11 protein-coding genes and 1 pseudogene are annotated in these 23,953 nt (G+C 38.6%); all 12 read right to left on the bottom strand.

The window, feature by feature from the left end:
- Positions 1 to 39: 39 nt before the first annotated feature.
- Positions 40 to 318, bottom strand: a pseudogene (locus LF887_RS24455) (AAA family ATPase); the annotation flags it as partial.
- A 15-nt stretch (positions 319 to 333) separates the two neighbouring features.
- Entirely contained in the window at positions 334 to 792 is a 459-nt protein-coding gene (locus LF887_RS16500; RefSeq protein ID WP_236855350.1) for a hypothetical protein, read from the bottom strand.
- The gene (locus tag LF887_RS16495) at positions 792 to 2,180 is read right to left on the bottom strand and encodes a restriction endonuclease subunit S (RefSeq protein WP_236855349.1); all 1,389 of its coding nucleotides are present in this window, start codon (positions 2,178 to 2,180) and stop codon (positions 792 to 794) included. Before LF887_RS16495 ends, LF887_RS16500 begins: the two co-directional genes overlap by 1 nt.
- Entirely contained in the window at positions 2,180 to 4,519 is a 2,340-nt protein-coding gene (locus LF887_RS16490) for an N-6 DNA methylase (RefSeq protein WP_236855348.1), read from the bottom strand. Before LF887_RS16490 ends, LF887_RS16495 begins: the two co-directional genes overlap by 1 nt.
- A 312-nt stretch (positions 4,520 to 4,831) precedes the next feature.
- Positions 4,832 to 5,368, bottom strand: a complete 537-nt coding sequence (locus LF887_RS16485) for a hypothetical protein (RefSeq protein ID WP_236855347.1) — start codon at positions 5,366 to 5,368, stop codon at positions 4,832 to 4,834.
- Positions 5,365 to 6,615 (bottom strand): condensation domain-containing protein, encoded by a 1,251-nt coding sequence (locus LF887_RS16480; RefSeq protein ID WP_236855346.1) that lies wholly within the window; start codon positions 6,613 to 6,615, stop codon positions 5,365 to 5,367. Before LF887_RS16480 ends, LF887_RS16485 begins: the two co-directional genes overlap by 4 nt.
- Positions 6,612 to 7,883: a condensation domain-containing protein gene (locus LF887_RS16475; protein WP_236855345.1), complete on the bottom strand. Its 1,272-nt coding sequence runs from the start codon at positions 7,881 to 7,883 to the stop codon at positions 6,612 to 6,614. Before LF887_RS16475 ends, LF887_RS16480 begins: the two co-directional genes overlap by 4 nt.
- Before the next feature lie 104 nt (positions 7,884 to 7,987).
- Complete coding sequence (locus tag LF887_RS16470; RefSeq protein ID WP_236855344.1) at positions 7,988 to 10,390, bottom strand: glycosyltransferase; 2,403 nt, start codon at positions 10,388 to 10,390, stop codon at positions 7,988 to 7,990.
- The gene (locus tag LF887_RS16465; RefSeq protein ID WP_236855343.1) at positions 10,383 to 11,165 is read right to left on the bottom strand and encodes an alpha/beta fold hydrolase; all 783 of its coding nucleotides are present in this window, start codon (positions 11,163 to 11,165) and stop codon (positions 10,383 to 10,385) included. The genes LF887_RS16470 and LF887_RS16465 overlap by 8 nt, the downstream gene beginning before the upstream one ends.
- Positions 11,156 to 11,455, bottom strand: a complete 300-nt coding sequence (locus tag LF887_RS16460; RefSeq protein WP_002977699.1) for an acyl carrier protein — start codon at positions 11,453 to 11,455, stop codon at positions 11,156 to 11,158. The genes LF887_RS16465 and LF887_RS16460 overlap by 10 nt, the downstream gene beginning before the upstream one ends.
- A complete protein-coding gene (locus tag LF887_RS16455; protein WP_236855342.1) occupies positions 11,443 to 15,699 on the bottom strand; it encodes a type I polyketide synthase in 4,257 nt (1,418 codons plus the stop codon). Before LF887_RS16455 ends, LF887_RS16460 begins: the two co-directional genes overlap by 13 nt.
- A gap of 19 nt (positions 15,700 to 15,718) precedes the next feature.
- A complete protein-coding gene (locus LF887_RS16450; RefSeq protein WP_410681169.1) occupies positions 15,719 to 22,660 on the bottom strand; it encodes an SDR family NAD(P)-dependent oxidoreductase in 6,942 nt (2,313 codons plus the stop codon).
- Between the last annotated feature and the right edge of the window lie 1,293 nt (positions 22,661 to 23,953).

The following is a 23,953-nucleotide window of genomic DNA, read 5'->3' as shown; positions in this document are numbered from 1 at the left end:
ATCAATATTACTAAACTGTAGTTTTACATAGTCAACTCTAGAATCTTGAGAAACTAAGGTTTCTTCTAATACTCTTTCAGCTCTGATAAAGTATGATAAAGTAAATTTAAAATCAAGTGACTTGATTTTTTTCTCAATATCTTGTAAGGTATTTGCTTCGTATAGGCTTCCAAATATCCTTAATATTCCTTCTAATAAAGTTGTCTTGCCAGCACCATTCTCTCCAATAATGACATTAAAAGTATCTTCATTTTGATATTTTTCTGTAAAGTTAATTTCAAAATCTGAAAGCAACTTATAGTCTTTTATATATAAATTAAGTAGTTGCATAGTCTAAATTTTACCTGTTATAATCTGATCAACTAAATTTAAAAGATGCTGAGCTGATAGTTGATTAAGCTCATCTTGTATAAAAGGAGGTTCGTCACCTCTATAATTAGTGACTTTTAGTAATCTATAATTATGAATATTAGCTAAATGTGCTATATGTTTTGATACATCATTATAAACTCTACTAGCGTAAATAATGATGTCACAATTATGTTGAAGTATATAATCATTTAGTCTATTGTGTAAGTTCCAAAGATGTAAATAATCCCCCATACTTTCTACACCTATTTTAAATCCGTTACACATTAATACATCTGAAATCTCACCTGATGGTAATGGTAATGAATATGTATGTGAAGAATTTATATAGAATCTGATCAATTCTTCTTTAAGAATCTTAATTGTTCCTGATTTTCCTCCATCTTGGGCACCCCAAACTTGTATGATCGTTTTTTGCTTCATCAGTTTTTAAATATTTTTTTTTCAAAATCCCAGAGAGCATCTTTTCTTAAACTAGATTCTAAACTGCGATATGATTTAATATCTTCTTTGAGTTTGATGATAGTTTTTACTATAGTTTCTTGTATATTACTTGGAGGTATTGGAATTTCTAAATTTTCCAAATAAGACTTTGGCACTCTCTGCTGCCCTGCTGAACCTGTAAAGTGTAATTTTGCATCTTGTAGAACTAGATTTAATCTTAAGAGAAAATGTATATATTCTAAAAAAGTTTCATCATTACTTCTAATGATGTGATACTCTGTTGAACCATAACCTATATTATTTGGCATATTATTTACAATTGCCGATTTACCATTTTCCATGCAAGGAGTGATTCTTGCCCAAAGCAAATCTCCATCAATAAATTTTGTATATCCTTTTGATTTTCCAACATAACCTTTATTATATTTAATTACTTTTCCTTCTATATCGGAAATATTAACCATGGGTATAAATGCAGTCTCTGTTTCTGTATCAAATTTTAAAAAACTAGTTGTTGGGTTTATTTCAACAACATCTTTTAATTTTTTATTTGGATAAATAGAGGAGTTGAGCAATGCTTTTTTGGATATGTCATTCACACTCCATTTTGTGAGATTTTTGAACCTAATAAAACTTAGACCATAATTACTATCCCGATGATTTATTTCATTTATACCAAGTTCTTCAAACAAATATTCTTCAATCTTCTTTTCTGTGTCTTGTGCATTTATTTTTGCTATCTCTGCTTCTTCTATTTTTTTAAAATAAGAATCTACTAATTTTTTCTGAGTTATCTCATTAGAAATGCTTTTTATCTTAGCATCTTCATCATTTAACGGAGGGAGCGGAATTTTTATATCTTCAAAAATTTGACTTGGTCTAATATATTTTCTATTGGTAGTTCCGGTAACAAAACTATCCATGTACTCATTAAACTTCTTGCTCTTAAAGAAAATTTGAAGAAAATCAGGGTTAATAACACTTAAATCTAACTCAGCTAGGGTCATATTGGAAGAAGCTACACCATCTGATATTTCTTCTGTTATTATTCCAAATGCACCATTTTTTGTATCTACTTTACACCAATAAAGATGATTAGATTTTACCTGTTGATAAACCTTCATTTTTAAGGATTTACCTTTTACTTTTCTGTTTACATACGCTCCGAAACCATAAGATCTAACACCTAAAATTTTATAGTCCTCATCATCTTGAATGTGGATACGATTTAAACTTGCGGGTCGTGCAAATTGTTTAAAAGGAACTATTTTTAAATTATCTGTATAAATAGAAGAGCTTTCGACAAACTGTTTTACATCCCAATTATAAAGAGTTGAAAATTTAACAAACCTAATATTATTGCTCATTACCATTCCATTAAAATTGGTTCAAGATTATTTTTTTTCCTCTCTGTTCTACCTGTTTTGGTATCCCATTTATATTTGAATATAGGTTTTAATTCTTTCCATAATTCGTTTTGTTTACGATATGGTACATATTGAGGTAAAATAACATCTTCTAATTCATTGTCTATGGATGTCCCAGTGCTGCTTATTCCTGCTTTTTCAACGGTAGCAATAGGAATTTCATAATCGAATTTTTCCTTTACAATCTGTCTAACTTCTATTTCGATATCCTCTGTGATTTTTTTCTTTCTTGCTCTCAGTTCTTTTTTTACAATCGTTGAGGCTGCATTCTTTCCTCTTAAAGTTAATTGGTGTTCTATATCTTTTAATTCTTCTTCATATTTTGCAGATACTACCGTTATAGCTTCATCCTCATATTGTTTCCATAGATCGGTTTCATTTTGTGTAAATTTTTTCATAAATAGAAGACTTGACTTTACAGTAGCCCCACTTTTCATAAATACATCCTGTGGAATGGAAACAATAAGAATCAATTTGGCAACACTTTCAAAATACTGTCTAACTTTTGCTAAATTCTGTGTATTCAATACACCTTCAGGTAAAACAATACCCAATCGGCCTCCTGGTTTAAGTAGATTTATACATCTTTCAATGAACAAAACTTCTGTTAGCCCACTTAACCCTTCTTTTCCAATATATAAGGTGTCTAATACAGGCTTTCCTTTGGTGGTTTCTTCATCAAAAAGGAGTTGTTCCATTGCCTTGTCATAAACCTTTGCTCCATACATCTTTTTATATTTAGCTATTCGATTTTCATCAGTTATCTGGTCGGCTTTAGTTATCAACAATGATTTTTCTACTCTTGCACCAAAAGGAGGATTAGTTAATATTACATCAAATCTATTTTCAAAAATACCATTAATGTTTAAAAGTCCATCTCTATGATGAACTCCTCCATGTCCATCACCGTGCATAATCATATTCATTTTGGCTGTTCTGGCCATTCTTGGATTGGCATCTGTACCAAAAACACAAGAAGCCGAAAGCTTTTCAAGTCTGGAAATAAACTTGCTTTTTTCCTTAGCTATTTCTTGTTCACTACTTTTTCTAATTTGAGTCTCATAACCTAGTTTTTGAATTATGGTATTGGAAACTTCTTTTAATTTTTCAAGTTCAATTTCCGACTTCCCTATAGACGATTCATCAAAAGCAAGGTTAACTTTATCTTTTTCAGCTTTAATATCTTGCTCTATTTTATCTCTAACATATTCAAAAGCTTTAATTAAGAATCCACCAGAACCACAACAAGGATCACACATAACTTCGTCCTCCTGAGGATCTAATACATCTACCATAAAGTCTACAATAGTTCTAGGTGTAAAAAATTGCCCTAATTCTCCTCTAAATGTACCTCCTAAGAACTCTTCAAATGCAATACCTTTTACGTCATCGTTGGTTGTGGATAGATTATATTTTTGAAGTTTCCGCACTATATCTTTAAAAGAAGCCTCTTTTATTTTTATTTTTTCATTTCTATCAAATAATTCATCTTCTTCAAATTCATCCTTTGTTAATTCAAACCAATAATCCATATATGGAATATCATCTTTAGGTCCGTTTCTTTTAATATTAACTGGTCGAATATTTTTCTCGTAATTAGCTTCTTGCTTTTCAAATTGTTTTAAGGTGAAAATATTTTCCTCATCAGGATTTCTTTCGTACCTTATCTTCATAAAGAGAATTTTACTAATCTCATCAAAGGCAGCTTCAGGTGATAATTTATCATTATTACGGATTACATTATGACATTGGAATAAAAGTTTAGAGAATTCATCACGTTCAAATGCCTTAGTTTGCGCCAATAATTTTTTTATTTTATCATCATTATTTGCTTCTTTAGCATTAGGTATATCTAAAATTTCATCACTTAAAGTTTTGGGAGTTACATCCAAATTGACTTTGAAAACTTTTGTCTCCTTCTCATTAGTTGTCACAAAGAATGGTGAATTTGCAAAACGAGCATAGTTTTGCCCTTGATAGTAATCCTCACTCTTAATATCTATATATTCTGCCTTACATTCTATGACAATTATTGGGTTCTTTCCTTTTTTCTTGTCCTCTTTACTGCGCCATACAACTATATCAGCACTAGCTCTACCAGTACCTCTTTTTGAACTTGTTAGTTTAACTTCTTGATCCATCTGATCTAGCGAATATCCGTAAGAATTGACAAGTTTTATAATATATTTTTGTCTAATTTCTTCTTCTGGAGTTTTAATAAGCTCTTTGTTTTTTAAAGGAGCAAAAATTTTATTACCGTTTATTTGGAGTTGTAACATAATATTTTTTGAAATTAACATATTATTTCTCATCACAATCTAAAGCTAGTTATTTTAGAAATATAAAGAGCTTGATTACTATAATATCTGAAAATTTTATTTGTTAATGTATTGATTTTCATCTAATAGCCTATTTGTATGTGAAGTGTCTTTAAATTTTTATTGAATTATGATGTGTAGAAATATATTTTGTGTAAAGATAAAAAGACTTGTAATTATACAAGTCTTTTTTAATTATAATTATTTTACTAATTAGAAATACAACTCTAAGTTATTAAGATAATTTTGAATTTATAGGAAATACAAGTCTTATTATAAGTTTTTTATCTTGATTTTACACATCCACCTCCTCAACCTCCACACCGGCAAATACACAAATACCACAGATAAAATACCTGCCAGAATTCCTACCACCACTGCCATGGCCGTAGCATTCAGTTTATAATCCTTAGAAAAATTATACTGTCCTAAAAAAAGCATGGACAGCACCAGAGAACAGGTTATGATCCCATGCAGAATACTCAGCTTGGTCATTAACTTTTTTATGTTCAACGCTTCATCTACGGTAAACTCAATGGCGCCTTGTCCGGCGGCATCCGTTACTCTTTTGAGGATGTCTATGGTGAGGACAACGGGGAGAAACAGGGCCATGGGTAAGGTAAGGCGGGCTAGATTCTGTTCACCGGAGAAAAAATGGGTGTAGCCTAATTCTTTGAAGCTGGCATAGGCAATGATGAAATTGAAAAATACATTGGGAAGGACATAGTAAATCGTACGCTTGATAAGAAAGCGTTTAAGGGTAGTTTTTTTGAGCTTTTTAGGCGGCTTCGGCTTAAATTTCAATTTCATGAGGTGGTCATGAGCGCTATGGCTTTCTCTTTTATTTTAGCGGCTTCTGCTTTTGGCAGGAAGTCTTCATTGGACAAAAATATAAAATCCATCTGACGGTTGTAGGTACTCGTCACCAAAGTGTTTGAGTTCAACCAGGGAAATGCTACGGTTGGACTGAAGATGGTTTCAATGCTGAAGTTTTTATACTCACTCGGGATGTTGATTCTTCCCATATTGGATAGGGTTACATCATGGCCGCCATTGCTGGATTTAAGCATGGAGATCATACGGTCTACAATCGGGTGCATCTGTTCACCCATCCACAGGAGTTCACGGGCTTCCATCTTACCAATTTTCTGGACAAGGTCTTCTTTGATATGTCGGGCATTGTTCAAGAGATCAGAACTTCCTTTTTTAAGAGCAAGATCTACCGTTGGAGCAAAGGCAAATAAATGATCTTCTTTGATCTCCGGAATAAAATGACGCACATCTACGGGACTGATCACCTTACCTTTGGCTTCTTTCCCTTTTACTTCCTGAAAGGCCTGCATGAACGCAGAACAAAGCAAAGCATGTACGGAAATACCGTTGGCTTTGCATCGCTCCGTAATTTGAGAAGTGGTTTCCGCATCCAGTTTTTGGTGAAGAACATAATTGTTTCCCAGATTTTTCTTTTTACTTTTTGGTTGCAAAAGGAAGAAGAATTTAGCAAACATCAGATAAAGATTTGCCTTGAATTTCTTCGTTTTTACATTAAAGTTGGAAGGGAGAAATTCATCTACGGAGGTGAACGCTTCGTAAGGTTCTAACTCCAGATCTGGATTATCCAAAAGCTGAAGCAGCTCCTGCATTAAGGTAACTCCGGTAGTTCCGTCTGAAATACAATGTGGAATGGCCCAAAAGACTTCAGAAAAATCCTGTCCTCTTACCCACACTACACGGGCTAGTGGTGTTTTTTCTTCCTCAAATAAGATTTTCCATTCTTTTTGAGACTCTGTCAGCCAATCCTGGTCTGTTTTTCTTTCTACGATGCGGAGTGGGATAGGAGCGATCTCTTTTTCTTCTATAAAAAAGGGATATTTCTCACTTTTAGAGTCGATAACCACTCTTAGCAACGCGTGTTTTTGCTGGATTTTTTCCAGAGCAGTTTTAAAATTCTGCTCCGGAAGTTCTCCTTTTATTTTGGCTGCAAATATACAGTTTACGGGGGTTTCGGGATCTACATACATGATCCTTTCCACCATCATTAGTTTTCTTTTGATCATGATACAGCGATGTATTCCAGTTGGGTTTTAATAATCTGCATAAACTCGTCACGGATGGCGATGGCATCAATATAAGGTAAATAGCCTTCGCTTCCCACAAAGGAAAAATCCATTTTCCCGCGGTAGGTAGACACTACCAATGTCGTTGTATTTCCCAATGGGCCAATCACAGACGGACTGAAAATAGTATCTACCGAAAATTCTTTATACTCATGAGGAATCTGAATGCGTCCCAGATTGGAAAACATACAGTCATTAGAGGATTTTCCGTTCTTTAAAAGCTTGGTGAAATTATTCAAAGCATCATGCCCGGATTCCATCACCATCATGGTAATATAAGGATCAAGCTTAGAGGTTTTACGTTCTACAGAAGCCTGCATCGCACGTAAATTTTCTATAAAGCTCAGCTTTTCATTGGCAGAAACTACGATCATCAGCCCAAAAGCAAAAATATGATCGTTCTTCACCTGGGTAGCAAAACGTCTGATGTCTACAGGGCAGGACACTTTATTGAAAGCTCCGGTTCCTTTTATTTTTTTGAAAGCCTGAAGCAAAGCGGCACTTAAGAAGGTGTTCACCGTCACGCCATTGGATTTGCAATAGGAAACCAGTTGTTGGCTTATCGTTTCATTTACTTTCCAGTGAAGCAGATAATCATCCTTTCTATCAATGGATTTTTTACCGGTAGGAATAACCTTAATGGCTGTAGCGGCTAATCTTCCGATGAATTTAGCTTTTAATTTTTGCTTACGGTTGTTTAAAATATGGGCCGGAACTACATCCTGAATGCCTAAAATAGGATTTTCTATCCCGATATCCGCTTTTGGATTATCCAATACTTTTAAAAATTCATACAGGAAGGCCATTGCAGAACCACCATCACATAAACAATGGTGAAACGAAAACAGCATGTCAGAAACGTTTTCCCCCTTAAGCCAGACAAACCGGATCAGGGGTAATTTTTTAGGGTCAAATAAGGTATTCCATTCTCTTCTGGATTCTTCCTGCCAGTGATCGTCGCCTTTTCGGACTACAATGCGTACCGGAATGGAGATCGGGTTTTCAGGAACATCAAACCAGGGAATGTTTTTCTCGTCATGAGCGATCAACGCTTTTAACCACGGATGTTTTTTCTGGATCTTAGCCAAAGCCTGCTGGATATCCTTTAATGCAAAGGTACCTCTGAGTCTGAAAGGGATCACCGCATTGAAGGGTTCTGTTCCGTCTCCCAGTAACATTCGTTCGCCAAATAACAATCTTCTTTTCATATGTAGATGTCTATCTTTTTTATAAGGTCATATGCAATCGTGTCGTTTTCATCAATGTTGAATCTTTAAATCATGGCGATTTCATAGATAGATTTATAAATTTGTTATACTGAAGCTAATGTGGAATGTTCCTCTACAAAGTTTTCCAGTAATTCTACGGCTTTATCATTACCTCCGGCAAGATTAAAGGTATTTTGAACATCTTGGGCTGCAGCTCTGTATTTAGGGTTTTCCAGTAATTCAAAAACAGTTTCACGAAGAGCCTCTACACGAAGTCTTTTGTATCGGATACTGATTCCGCAACCTGCCTGCTCGATCAGTTTCGCAATATGAAAATGGTCGTAAGCGATAGGCGTGATCAACATTGGTAAACCATTACGGAAGGTATCATTCACAGTATTGAAACCACCGTGGCAGATCACCATATCCATTTGCTGCATGACTGCGGATTGCGGTACGAAGCTGTTCACGATAAAGTTTTCCGGCCATTCTTCAAAAATTTCAGGTGGAGTAGCGGCAATCACCGTTACCGGCTGATCTTTAAATGCTGCGATAATCTTTTCAAAGAAAGCTTTTCTGATGTCTACCAACAGCGTTCCCAATGATACAAAGATCTTTGGAGTGGTAGAAGCATTTAATTTATCCCAGTCAAATGGAGCATCGTTCGGACGGCCTTTTACCGGGCCTACAAATTTCATGTGAGATGGTACAGTGTCAAAACCGGCAAAGGCTTGTGACGTAAATACCATATTCAGTTTATGTGAATGGATGTAAATTCCTTCCTCGTGAATGCCTACTTCTTTTTGTAAGTCTTTGATCAGATTTTGCTGCCATTCCCAGATTTTAGGGGCACTTTTTTCAGTATCTCCCATCACATCCGGTGGAACAGGTGTTGTGGTTACACAAGGAATATGATGTTTATGAGCGAAAAGCGCGCCTCCGAAAGTGATACAGTCGTTTACAATTACATCAGGCATCCAGCTTTCTGTTAATCTCGTTAATCCCGGCATCATCATTTTAGCGAAAGGAACATAGGTTTCTTCCAATGCCAGTTTCATGACTTCAGGACCGGAACAAGCCGGACCGTCATCTTGTCTTTTTAAAATACGGGCAATTTCTTCCTGATACGGAATTAAATCTTCTTCCGGATAGAAATAAGAACCTCCTTCAGGGATATGCTTGTTGTCTAAAGGCGTAATACCGAACCATTTTACTTCGTGGCCACGGGCAATCAGACTGGCTCCCACACTTAAAGTAGGGCTCACATGTCCGAAAAATGGTGGAACAACGAATAAAAATTTAGATGGTTTTTCGTGTTTTGAGGCTTTAGTAATCGCCGTTTCCAATAAATTAGCTGCTGTAGATGCTCCCCCTGCTTCCATAAAAGATTGTCCTACTTTTTGAGCGGCCTCACGGTAGCTCGGGTTGTTTAAAATTTGTTGTACCGCTTCTCTCAGGTGATGGGCTTTAAATCTGTTAAAGTTCAGTCGTTCACCCGCTTCTGTACGCACCACACGTCCTGCAACGTGCGACTGGTCATACGCAATCGGAATGACTACCAAAGGAATTCCGTTGGATAAGGTTTCGGAAACGGTATTGTGACCGCCATGGCAAACTACGCCATCAAGATGAGGTAACAGATCCAATTGCGGAACCTGCTGATACACCATAAAGTTGTCCGGCCACTGCTCGAAAAGCTGCGGATCAGAAACCACGACAACCGTTAAATCTTCGTCTTTGAAAGCATCCACTACTTTTTGGAAGAATGCTTTTTTATGATCGTGATCGAAAGTAGTTCCGATGCTTACTAAAATCTTTTTATTAGTAGCACTTTTTAATCGGTCCCAATCAAATTCACATGAGATACGACGTTCGGTAAGAACCGGCCCTGTAAATTGATATTGAGAAGGAAGATCATCCATATCCCCAAAGAAATAGGTTGAAGTTAAAACAAGCGTCAACAGATCTGAAGTGGCCAGAGAACGTTCTTCACTGAAGCCAAGCTCCTTTTGTAAGTCGATGATTTGATTCACTTCCCATTCGTGTACTTTTGGCAGCTCATTCATGATTTTAATGGCAGCCGGAGCGGTAACGGAAGTCGCACAAGGAATCCCTAATGCTTTTGCTGCTATCGGAGCGGCAAATAATTGATGGTCACCAATAATCAAATCAGGTTGATATATCTTTAATAAAGCAACAATTCCATTATAGCAATGTCTGTTCAGTGGAATAAGAACTTCTTCGTAAAGGAACTTCACACTGTCGATTCCATACACTACTTTTTTGGAAATAATATCGAGATACTGTTCGCTTTCTTTCTTTTCTTCGTCGGTCTGATCGTATTGGATCAGTAATAATTTTCCGCCCTCGGGAAGTTTCGCCTCTAAAGTCGGGTCAAGGCTGATCCATGCTACTTCATGCCCTCTTTCCAACAGCGTAGCACCGATGCTTAGGGTAGGGTTGACATGTCCTGTCAAGGGTGGAACTATAAATGCAAATTTAGCCATGGTTCTTCGTTAAGATATTAGATAAAAACTGAGCGATCGTCTCTGCAATGAGCTGAGGTTCCTGGATGGGAATATTGTGATCGCCGGAAATTAATTCAAGTTCGGATTCGCCGATTTGAGACTGCAGCCATTCTCCTGTAGGTCTGCAGTTGGAATCCGCACCGTAAAGCAGTAAAGTAGAAGCTTTCAGTTGGTTGAAATCAGCTTCCCCAAGGAAATGTTTTTCCCTGATCATATCTGCTTTGATGCTGGTTTGATTAAACAGAAACTCATACATACGATGGTTCTTTTCCATTTGTCTTTTGCCCATCTGGACTTTGGTAGTATCTGTAAAATTGGCTACATAATGCTCAAGGAATTCCTTGCTGTATTCATCAATGATATTCCTTGCTTTTTCATCCTGCGGATCCGGAGCTTCCATCACCACCAGTTGATTGACACGTTCGGGATATTTCAATGCTGTTTTTAAAGCAATAAGACCGCCGAAGCTATAGCCTGTAAGATGTACTTTTTCCAGTTGAAGGTGATCCATTAAACCTATCAGATCGGATGACATAGTATCAAGGTCGTACCCATCCAAAAAACGTTCACTCATCCCGTGACTTTTCAGATCGTACATCACCACATGGAAATGTTTTGCCAGAATGGGGGCAATATTAAAATAATAAATGGACAGGTTACTGAACATACCGTGGATGAGTACCACGGTTTGTTCGGCTCCTTTATTGAGTTCCTGTATATGAACTTGTCTGTTATTGACAGTGATTATTGGCATTCGTAGATATAATTGATGATCATACTAAGGTCAAGATTAATAAGCTGGTCAAGATCCATAGAAGATAACCAACCTGTAAAGTCGATCTGATCGCCAAAATGCGCCTTGATCTTTTCAGAGAACGAGACAATCTCGATGCTGTCCATTTCAAGATCTTTGGTGAATGAACTTTCCGGAGTAATATCCATCTCCTCTACAAATTCAGCACCTATCACTTCAGTAATAAAACCTTTTAATAAAGTAAAAAGTTCTTCGTGGTTCATTTTTAATGTTGCGTTTACAGTGTCCATCCGATAATATAATTTTTATGTTTAATAGTTTTGATTTCAATGTTGCTGATCCACAAGTGATCATCTTTTATCAGTTCGACTTCGAAGGCTTTTGGATTCCCTTTCAGTCCGGTTCCTAAGAATTTTCCGTAGGCTTCTTTGGCTACCCAGAAGCGGGTGGTCCATTCTGCCTGATCTCTGCCTTTTAATAAAGCTAATTCACTGTCTGTGAATACCAGATCATAGAATCCTTCGCTGCGTTCTTCCATGAGTTCCATATCGATTCCTACAGATTTGCCATATCTCGCAATACCCACGGCTTCTTTTCCTTTGTGAGCTAATGAAATATGAATGTTTTCTGTAAAATCACTGATGAGGTAAGGTTTCCCCACTTCATCGGAACGTATTTCAAAGGTGATCGGGAAGCACGCATGATTTTTTTCCTGACGAAGAAGGTTTCTAACGGCATCTTTTACGGCAACACGGCTTACCATCCAGTTTTTCTTTTTGTTGGGTAATAATTGCAGATGATGCTGTTTTTCCGTTTGGTTGAAATACCTTTTCAGGATAAAATCCCATGAAGCGACTCTGGTGTAGGCCTGGTGGAAGAAAAATACTTCAGGAGCAATCTCTTCAGAAAGACGGTTATGCAATGGCGACATGGAAACATTCCATAAAGCGGCATCAATTTCCAGTCTTCTGTTCTGCCAGCCTGTGATGGCACACCATACTTTTCCGTCTCTTTTTAGAATAATATCTGCAATGGCAAATTCATCATTAAGCTCAGTCAGCATACAGGTGCATTCAAAAATACCATCCTGATCGTGCATATCACCAAAGAATTCAATATCTCTGATCTTCACCGGGAAGGCAATGCGGTCTTTTACCAACGTAAGCTGTAACCAAAGCCCAAATAACTGTCCGGCATTGTCTAACAGAGATCCTTTTCCGCCATTTCCTTTGATTTTTCCTACAATTCCTTTGTTTCCAACGGCTGATACTTCAGTAATTCCCTGGTATTTGTCACCATGGAACATGTGGGCATCATAGATTTCTTCAGGTGTTCTTTCAATCGGTAAAAGATCACCAACAGAAAGGTTGAAGGTTGGAGTAGGGACAGGTGAGGATTTTAAGATCACTTCCGCATTGGCGAAGTTTTCAATATCCAGATACGCATGGTTTTCGCCACGCCATTGTCCTTTTACTGTTTTCTCAAAAGGCTGGGCAACATTCATCCATTGGAATACACTTACATTCATTATTTTATGAACCTGTGTTCCCGGGATTTCTGCTTCTGCAATTTCTGCAAGCTGTTCAAAGATCATGGTCATCGGAATGACCGGTTCCATATCGGCTACATGAGCCCATCCTTTTGGCTGTCTCAATAAGCTGTGGTCGATCAGGTATGGATGACTTTCAAGCGTCACATACAGATCTTTTGAGAAGGTTGCACTTCTTGGTGCTTTGGGAGCTGCTTGTTGTGCTACAGGAGCTGGACGTGGAATGGTGATTTCCGGACGGTTTTGGAATAAAGTCAGGACTTCTTCCTGCATACGGATCATATCCGTAACATTGTCCTGGAATGCCTGTACCAGCGGATGACCACTTTTGGCAGTCATGGCTGAAGCTGAAGCAGTGTATTGTTTTGGTGTTTCAAAGGATTGAGCTAATGCTTTTACTTCTTTAAAATTTCTGATAATAGGGGAACCTAATTCCAGCTTTATTCCTTTTCCTGATGATTTTTTTGAATGCTGCTGAAGCTCTAAAAAGTCAAGAGCAACCGTTTTACCTTCTACAAACAGGGATGCAACCACACGCTGTAACTGCGCTAATGCAGAACGGGCTGGAACACTGGAAGCAATCGTGCTGAATGCCTTTCCTTTCAAAGTATCATCAATAAATCCAATCAGTCCGCCGGTACCCACCTGAATGAATACTCTTACGCCTTCTTCGTATAATTTATCCGTCAGTTCACGAAAACGAACAGGTTCTACCAAGTGCTCAGCACTCAGTTTTCTGATCGCTGCCTGATCTGCAGGATAAGGTTCTAATGTAGTAGCTGACCATAATGGGATCTTCGTTTTCTGGAACTGTGCTTTTTCCATTCCGGCAAGGATCACATCCAGTTTATCAGCGATAAAAGGAGAGTGGAATCCGGATTGGAACGGTAATACCTGATGGAAGATCTGTTTTGATTTTAATTGTGGAACCAATTCATCCAATGCGGCATTGCTACCACAAAGAATTACTTGGTTAGGGCAATTGTCATTAGAAACATACAGGTCTGAAATTTCAGCAATAAAAGGCTGTACGACATCAATTCCTGCTCCGATGGCAATGAACTTGGAGTCTTTTAATTCAAAAGTTTCCGGATTCAATACATCGATTAAGGCTTTAACAGAATTGGCCTCTGCTAACTCAGATGAATATCCTGCCAGCCATTCTCCTAAACTGTGTCCTGCATTCATGTCCGGGATGATTCCCAGTTTTTTCAATGAATTGTCAAGGATGCTACAGTTATTGAAGATGTTTAAAGCATCGGTTAAAAGACCTTCACCTTCGGTTTCTATAGGCGCTGTTAATCCGAAATAACGGCTTACACTGTCTACTTCACCTTTTGCCAGTCCATCCAATCCAGGAAATACAAAAGCTACTTTTCCGCCATCTTTTAATAATGGGGTAGAAGTGTACCAGATGTCCTGTTTGTTTTTCCAGATCAGGTTTTTAGAAACAATTTTAAGCGCTTTTTCTATTCTTGCAGGGGTAGGATCGAATATCGCTACTCTGAAATCTCCTTCTCCTGTAGTGGTCTCGTTATTTTTTAAGGCAGAAACTAATGCTGCGTGGGTAGGTCTTGCCAATAGCAATACGGTGTCTTTTTTCGGCATATCATAGCCTTCAAGAACAACGTGTGCATTGATTCCTCCAAATCCGAAAGCATTGACTGCCGCTACTTTTGGCAGCCCGGTTTTTGACCAGTTTTTAGCTTCCTGTACGGGTTCGAATCTTGTGTTCTGCATTTCTGCCGTTGGATTCTCACAGTACAATGTTGGCGGTAATGTGTCGTGGTGCAAAGCAAGACAGGTTTTAATCAGTCCAGCGATTCCTGCAGCCGGCATAGCATGTCCGATATTGGACTTTACCGATCCGATTCCTGCTGCCGGAGCAGCTTCTTCTTTTCCAAAGAACTGGGCTAAGGTCTGAAGCTCTGTTTTATCTCCCAGGGGAGTTCCGGTTCCATGGGCTTCCAGATAACCTACTTTATTTTTATCCAGATCAGCATTGATCCAGGCTTGTTCTAACGCTTTCAGCTGACCTTTTACGGATGGACTCATCACGCTGGTTCCGTTACCATCACTGCTGACCCCCACTCCTTTGATCACCGCATAGATTTTGTCCTGATCGCGAACGGCATCTTCCAATCGTTTTAAAACAACGAAACCACAGCCTTCACCAATCAGCAATCCATCAGCGTCCATACTGAAGGGCTTGATCTGCTGTTGACGGGACATCGCTCCCAATTGAGCAAAAATACTCCAGAACGCAGCATTTTGTCCGGTGTGAACACCTCCGGCGATCATCATATCAGAACGACCTCTCTGAAGTTCCTGTACAGCGTGGTCTACAGCGATTAAAGCACTGGCACAAGCGGCATCCACAGTAAAAGCAACGCCTCCAAGATCAAAACGGTTGGCCACTAATGAAGCTACCAGATTGGGAATCAATCCCATGGCAGTATCAGCAGCGAAACGTCCCTTTCTTTCCTGGAAAGCATGTTTTACTTTTTCAATATCAGCTGAAGATACCTGAGGCAGCAATTCCTGCAATAAGGAGGAAATCTGTTCTCCGGTTCTTACAATTTCAATGGCACGGGTAGCTCCCGGCCCGGTATAGTTTCCTTTCCCAATGATAATTCCTGCTTTTTCAAGGGAAGTATTCTTTTGAAATACTCCGGCATCTTCCAAAGCTCTCTGAACTAAATCTAGGGTCAGTAAATGATCGGGTTCTGTTCCTTCCACAGCAAGGGGTAAAATTCCAAAGCTGGTAGGATCAAACTCATAATCAGGAATAAACCCGCCTCGTTGGCAATAGAAACGATCGACAGGGTTCGTGGCATCACTAAAGTGTACCGGATCTATCCGATCAGCCGGAGCCGATTGGGTAGAGTCTACTTTGTTGACAATATTCTGCCAAAAAGTATGGGCATCCTGCGCCCCGGGAAAGACGCAGGATAGTCCAACTACAGCAACATCTGTTTTTTTCATGTTTAGTGTTTACAGAGGATTACCAATTATTTCCTGACATGATAAGCACCTGGCTTTCAGTTCCGTATTTTATTTCGTTAAGGAAGATTTCTTTTCCTTCATCCAATGGGATCATAGAAATTCCTCTACGTTCGTATTCAGATTCAAGGGTGGAAGAAACCATTCCTGCTCCTTTCCAAGGTCCCCAGTTGATGGAGATTACTTTTCCTTTTAATCTTTTATTCAGTGCATTAGCGTAATCATCCAGTACACTGTTGGCAGCAGCATAATCTGTCTGGCCTTTATTACCATATACCGATGCGATGCTTGAGAATAATACCACAAACTGGCAGTCTGTACGAAGTTGTTCCGCCAATACACGAAGGGGTTTTACTTTGGTATCAAATACGCGTCCGAAAGAGGATGTTGTTTTTTGTTTGAATAATTTATCTTCTAAAAGACCTGCTCCATGAATCACTCCGTCTAAACGGTTGTATTTTTCATAAATACCGCTAATCAGGCTGCTTAAGCCTTCTTCGTCACAAAGGTCTAATGATTGATAAATAATGGTGTTTCCAAGCGCTTCCATATCACGGATCGTGCGCAGGATCTGATTATTTTTGAAAACTTTTGTGGTTTCTTTTTCGATTTCAGCAGGAGAAGTGAATTTTCCGGACTTGATCAGGAATGCTCTGATTTCCTCTTTCGTTTTCATTCCTTCGAATTCTTTAGCAGAAGCTTCATTTCTTGGATCTGCTGATCTTCCTACCAAAATATAAGTACATGGATAAGCCTGAGACATGTGTTTCACCAATTCTGCAGTGATTCCCTGTGCACCTCCCAATACCAGTACCACAGATTTCTGATCTAGCTGAATGTGAGCTTCACTTAAACTCGTTGACAATGGGGAAGGGATAATATCTACCTTATGTCTTTTTTCGTTCTTGTAAATAACTTCAGCTGGTTTATCGTTGGTTAATATTTCCTTTAAAGTAATATCAGCAATCTGATCTACTTCCTGAGGAGTGCTTAAACTGATGAATCTACAAGTTGTATGATCGAATTCTCTTGCTAAACTTTTGAAAAGTCCCGGATATCCCTGATGATGACGTAAAACGCTAACATCAGTTAGTTCCTGAATATGGGCTGCAATATCAGAGATTAAATAAACCCACTTGGCTTTGTCAAAATCCAGTTTTTTAATCAAATCAACGTGATCGATAATGCTTGGTTTGTCAGAAGAAGAGAAGAGGTCCAGCATAATAAGTCCGTCAAATTTTGAAAGATCTTTGTCTGCGTTTACCAGTTCTACGATAGCGCCATGCTTTTCTAAAGCTTCTTTAATAGCTGATGTCTGCTTACTGTCATCCTGAGTGATTGCAAAATATTTTCCCTGAAGGACATCTGTATTTTGTGCTAAGAAATCATCTGTAGGCGTAATGTCAAAACGAAGACGTGATAGTACATTATTCGTAGCTTCAGGAGTGTTAACTTCCTTTGCTTCCTCTCTGACTTCGTTGTTTTCACCGCTCATTTCACTGATCCAGCTAGCCAATCCACGAAGAGTTTTAATAGCCGCTAGTTTTTCCATTACATCATCAGCCTGTTCAAGGTTTTCACCAAAACCGATTTTGTTTTTAAGATCAGCAATGATTTCCATACGCTTGATAGAATCGATACTAAGGTCTGCTTCTAAATCTAAGTCTAGACCTAGCATTTCTTTTGGATATCCTGTTTTTTCACTTACGATATTCAGGATCGCATTTTGAAGGTCTTCTAATGATAAAGTCGCTTTTGCTTGTGGCGTTGAAGTGGCTTCAGCTGAAGTTCCGTTTTTTTCAGGTGTTGCCGGTGCTGCATCTGCTCCTGAGAATTCAGTAAGCCATGAAACTAATCCGCTCAGGGTTTTGATTCCTGCCAATTGTTCCATCACCATATCTTCATTGGTGTTGCCTTTTGCTAATGTTCCTAGCTCATTACGAAGCGTTCCGATGATTTCCACTCTTTTAATAGAGTCAATACTTAGGTCTGCTTCAAGGTCCATTTCCATGCCCAGCATTTCCTGAGGATATCCTGTTTTATCACTTACAACCTGTAGTAATAAAGCTTTGATATCTCTTGTAGGTGCTGCTTTTACAGCAACGGCAGTAGCCGCTACAGCAACAGTTGCTGTTTGTTGAACCTGTTGTACAGGAATCGTACGTTCAGGAGCTGATGCCGGCATTGGTGTATTATAAACAGGCATTGGATTCACCTGAGGATTCTGTCCCATAAAGGAAAGCATCACATCACGTTGTGCCTGTATCATTAATTTCATGCTGTTTAAATATTCCTGCAACATACGTTCGGCTGTAGATAAGCTTTCCGGTGCAGGAGCTTGCGTATTATGAGTAGTAAAATTGTTCATAGGAATAGGATTTATGATAGGGAGTGCACCATTAGCAGGCAATGAACCTGTTGTCGGATGTGCAGCTTGTCCGTTAACACGCCAGATGGCAGGGCTTTTCTTATACAGCTCAGGCTGGTTGATGTCAACAAGCTGAACGAAACGGCCATCGAAAAGTTTTTCAATATTGAAGCTGCGTCCCGTACCTAAATACTGAGCTAACATACACAGTAAATGAGTGAATTTGTTACGGCTGCTGTCTTCAACATATAAGGTCAACTGGTCTTTTTCAAGACATGATTTTGCCAATCCTGTAAGGACTTTTCCTGGTCCTACCTCGATGAAGATTCTTGCTCCATCGTTATACATCGCTTGCATCTGCTCCACGAATCTTACCGGCTGTACCAGGTGATCAGTCAATCTTTCTTTGATGTCTGAAGGTTTCGACGGATATACTTGTGCTGTCGTATTAGACCATACAGGGATCTGCATTTCCTGGAAAGGGACGTCTTTTAATACCTCAGCATATAAATCTTTTGATTTTGCCAATAATGGACTGTGGAATGCACAGGCAACTTCTAATTTTTTAGCAGAAATACCTTCCTGTTTAAGGATTTCCAATAATGTATTGATGGCCGGAGTGCTTCCTGCAATGACACATTGAGTAGGAGCGTTGAAGTTAACCGGGTAACATCCCTCCACTTTAGCAATGATCGGCTGTAATCGTTCATGAGTAGCACTTGCTGCCAACATTGAACCCGGATCTCCACCTTCTACTGAATCTAAAATAGACTGAGCTCTACGGATACTTAAATCAACTAACTTCTCTTCTGCAAATACTCCAGAGAAACATAAAGCCGGTATTTCACCATAGCTGTGACCAGCCAGCATATCAGGAATAATTCCTAATGATTCTAAGAATTTTGCCAATGCAAGATCAACAATTCCTAAAAGTGGTTGTGCGAGACGGGTATCTTTAATGGTTTCTTTCTGTTGCTTTAAATCCGCTTCATTGAATGTTGCAGAAGGGAAAACCACTTTTTCCAACTCAGGATAGTTATCAATAATCTTACGCATAGCCGGGAAGACTACGAACAGATCACGAGCCATATTGATTCTCTGACTTCCTTGTCCAGGGAATGTGAAGGCTACTTTACCTTCTTTTTTATTAACGGTGAAAGTATCTTTTGTCTCAATCCCTAGCAATACTAGCTCGAGCTTCATCATCAGGTCTTCTGCGGTGTCTGCAACAATACTGAACTGAATAGGCTTTTCTGAACTAATGCTTAAACTGTAGGCAATATCTTTTAATGGAATTCCATCATTGATTTCCAGTAAAGTCTTAATCTGGCCCGATTGTTGTTTAGCTTCATCATAGGAATCTCCACGGAAGACAAATAATTCTGAAGGCCAGGACTGCATGGTAATAGAATCATCTTGTTTTGGATGGTTTGCTATTACAGTATGGAAGTTTGTACCTCCAAATCCAAAAGCACTGATTCCTGCATACCTGTTTTTTTCTGTCCACAATCCACTTTCTGCATGGAAAGAGAATGGGCTCGTTTTTGCATTATAATAAGCATTTGGATGCTGCAAGTGAAGGGTAGGAGGTTTTACTCCGTGATATACGGCCAGAGAAGCCTTGATCAAACCTGCTAAACCTGCAGCACATTTGGTATGTCCTATCTGAGTTTTCACAGAACCTAAATAAGTCTGTCCCGGTAAAGCTCCTGAACGGCTGAATAAATTAGTCAATGCACTCAGTTCGGTTTTATCTCCCACCACAGTACCTGTACCGTGAGCCTCTACCAATCCTACAGCTGCCGCACTGATTCCCGCCTGAGTATAAGCACGCTCAAGAGCTCTTACCTGACCTACTTTCCTAGGTGCCGTTAATCCAAGGGCTTTACCATCACTGGATCCGCCCACTCCTTTGATTACAGAGTAGATACGGTCTCCGTCGTTGATAGCATCTTCATATCTTTTCAACACAAGGATCGCAATTCCTTCTCCAAGGGCGATTCCGTCTGCATCACTGTCGAATGTAGCACATCTTCCTTTTCTGGAAAGGGCGTGGGTACTGGAGAACATCAGGTAATCGTTGATTCCGTTGTGTAAGTCTGCACCTCCGGCAAGAACCATGTCTGATTTACCTAATACAAGTTCCTGACAAGCTAAATCGATAGCTGCTAGTGAAGAAGCACATGCCGCATCTACGGTGAAGTTTCTCCCTCCAAGATCCAGGCGGTTCGTAATCCTACCTGCGATCACATTGGCCAAAATACCCGGGAAAGAATCCTCTGTGGTATGTGGAAAGGCTTCTTTTACTTCTTCGTGAAGTTCTCCGAAGACCTGTTTATAATATCCTCTGAAGCTATAGCTGTTGGCAAGATCATTACCTCCTTCAGCACCAATAATTACTGAGATATTTTCTCTGTTAATATACTTTTCACCATATCCTGCATCCTCCATTGCGCGTTTGGCTACCAATAAAGTGAGCAATTGTGTTGGCTCAATAGCGGCAAGAGATTGTGGCGGGATACCGAATGCCAATGGATCAAAATCAATTTTCGGAATGAAACCACCCCATTTTGAATGCGATACATCTGCTTCGTCTGAATCCGGTTTATAATAAAGTTCTTTATTCCATCTTTCATCCGGAACTTCAGTTACACTGTCTTTTCCCAGAATAATATTTCTCCAGTATTCTTCAAGATTTTTAGCCCCGGGGAATATACATTCCATACCTACGATAGCGATATCCAATGGTTTTTCGCTTGATGCTGGCTGTTCTGACAATGGTGCGTTTTGGATGTATTCGTAATTGCCGATACTAACATTATGGTGAAGTTCTTCAAGCGTAAGCACCTTGTTTTGCATGGTGGCAATCTGCCCGATCATGTACATTCCGAGATCCAGCTGATCATCTTTAGGAATGTTTACCAATTGATCTCCCTGACGTTCGATTCCTTTGGCTGCGATTCTTAAACGGCCTACATTGAGTTTCTCCAATTGCTCCCACACTACTTTTTTATCAGTTCCGGCAGCCAGAAGTTTAGCTTTTTCCGTTTTGAAGTGGTTGGCAAATGCTGTATTGAGACAACGGGTTTCATGGCCGGGAGCTGTTTCTAATAAAACAGTATCCTTAGCCTGCATCGCCTGTAACTGGAATTCTTCCTGAATAGCTCCGGTTTCTACAGCTTCCTGAGTGTACAGGTAAGCTGTTCCCATCAATACACCCACTTTTACCCCTCTGGCAGCTAATGGAGCAGCCATGATGGAGACGAATGCCGTTGAGAAATCATTATGGATTCCACCTGCGAAAAATACACTGATATTTTCCGGATGGTCTTCTTTTAATATGCGTTCAATTTGTTTTTCCCAAAGAACTGTACTGGACAATGGTCCCACGTGGCCACCACATTCACGGCCTTCGAAAATGAAATTTTTTGCACCTTCTTTAAGGAAAATATCCAACAAGGCAGGAGATGGAACGTGCAGGAATGTCTTTATTCCCGCTTTTTCAAATACCTTGGCTTGTGCTGGTCTTCCACCTGCGATCAATACTACAGGAGGTTGGGCTTCAAGGATATAAGAGGTTTGTTCATCTCTTAATTCCTGCGGTGCAAATCCTAGAATACCTACACCCCACGTTTTGTTACCTGCCAGTTCTTTTGTTTCCATCACCAACGACTTTGCAGAGCTTCCTTTCAGTAATGATAAGGCAACAAATGGTAAAGCTCCGGCTTCTGCAACAGCATTGGCAAATCCGGGAACATCACTTACACGGGTCATTGGCCCTTGTGCAATGGGATATTTTAATCCCAATTCCTGAGCTAATGGATTGTTCTGATCGATAACCTGAAGGGCTTTTGCCTGTTTCAGATGTCCATACATGGCTTCTCTGAATCCAAAAATCAGTTTTTTAAGAGTTCTGAAGTCTTCATAAAGATCTGTTGCTAAAGAGATATCTTGTCCCATAGGGATGTAGCATGTGCCAAGATCAAGTCCTGTAAAATACTGTTTAAGATCTCTGGCGGTAGGGTTTTCCGGTAATGCCGGTGAATTAGGTCTTACCAGCACACGGTGATCCGCAATAACTTTGGTTTCTGTACCATTTAGTTTTGAGCATACCTCTTTTAAATCCTTAGGAACAGAGCTTTCCGGAAACAGCGCTAGCTGGCTGTCCAGTACAATCCCTGTTGCTCCTAAAGCTTTTGCTGCCGCTGCGGTATGGAGACCTATCCCTCCCTGTACCCACACCGGAATGGTCTGAATTTCTTTGATGATACGCTGAAATAAAACAAATGTAGATTCGTAGCCTACCAGCCCGGCAGCTTCATTTCCTTTAATAATGATACCTTTTGCTCCTGACTGTTCAGCTTGTTTTGCTTCTTCCAAACTGCTTACCTGGTAAACAATGGATACATCCGGAGCATTGGCTGACATACCAAACGGCAGGATGGCAAATTTTACTTTTTCAGGAATCTGAAGTGATGTAAAACTGTCGTTAGAAAAGCAAATACCATAGGATGGTATATCTATTTGTTCAAGTTGTTTTAACGCATTTTCAGCAGCTGTTAAATCATGCCCCAGGTTGAGAACGGGAAATGCACCCGCCTGATGTAGTTTGGGCATTAGATTAACATCCGGTTTTTCGAAAGGCGTTAGTCCAATAATGGTTAAGTTTTTCATGGCGTGATAATTATTGAAATGATAGCAAGAGATTCCATAACAAAACGCTAAACTTTCGGGTAAAGCGACTATGTATTGTTATGATATAATAAAATTGGTTTTTGTTATATTGTTAACCATAAATGTTATTTTGTAACAAATATTCAATAATCCACTGAATGTCAGCAGATTGGTTAAAATGAGATTGACTTCCGTCTTTTTAAAGGATTCTTGCCCTAAAATGATCAAGTTTTTCATAGCATTTATGGTATTGAAATGTTATTATGAAATTTCACAACAAATCACATAACCATAGGTATTACCAGTGATTTGTTATGATGAGGGAATAAAAGTAATAAATTTATATTATATCTTTAATCATAAATGCAATTTAGTAATAATTTTTTAACAATTAGATGTTAATTATTTAAACGCTATTAAAGTGTATAATTTATTTTTTTATTCTTAGAAACAAGCGGATACAATCTTACTAATTATAATTATAAATGATTATAATTATAGTAATGTCAAGCAAAGATAGCAATAAAAAATAAAATATTTCAAAATTAAGAGATTTGTTTTTTTTATATTAATAAAAGATAATATGAATGGTAATCGGGGGAAAAGAGGGGTCATTAAAATTCGGAAAATGATAAAATTTCCATTTTGAAACTAAAAATAATGCTTTTTTTTAGCATAAAAAAAGAGGTGATTAGCTGGTAAACTGGATGTTATGGTTAAAAAAAATGCAATTGAATTTTTTTTTATGACTTTTTTGAACATTTGCCCGTAAATTTTCATAATTCATTTTAAGTATTTGTTTCACAGGGTGTTGAGTTTTATTAATAGTGGTAGAATAATTTTGCAATATTAATCTCTATAAGGTGATTTTAAAGACTTGTTTGTGAGTGGTTTACGTTGATATTAAAAAAATATTAAAATTATCTTGGTTGTCTGAAGGTTAAATAATTTCATTTTAAGCCAATGTGATGTTCTGCTTATCTGATGGGATTTGATATTGTATGATTATACTTATTATACCGGATTGGCTTTTATAAGAATATTGCCGTTGTGATCGCTTCTGATTTTACGATTAAAAATGACAATTAATTGCTTCAAAAAGGGTTGATGAGATGAGGGTGATTGTATAAAAACAGAAAATAAACGATGTCATATTAAAGTAAAAACTCCAAAAAGCAGTCCGCTTTTTGGAGT

Origin of the sequence: Chryseobacterium sp. MEBOG06, from assembly GCF_021869765.1 — a bacterium.
GTDB lineage: Bacteria > Bacteroidota > Bacteroidia > Flavobacteriales > Weeksellaceae > Chryseobacterium.
The sequence above is the reverse complement of the archived record's forward strand: the minus strand, read 5'-3'. Positions and strand labels throughout refer to the sequence as shown.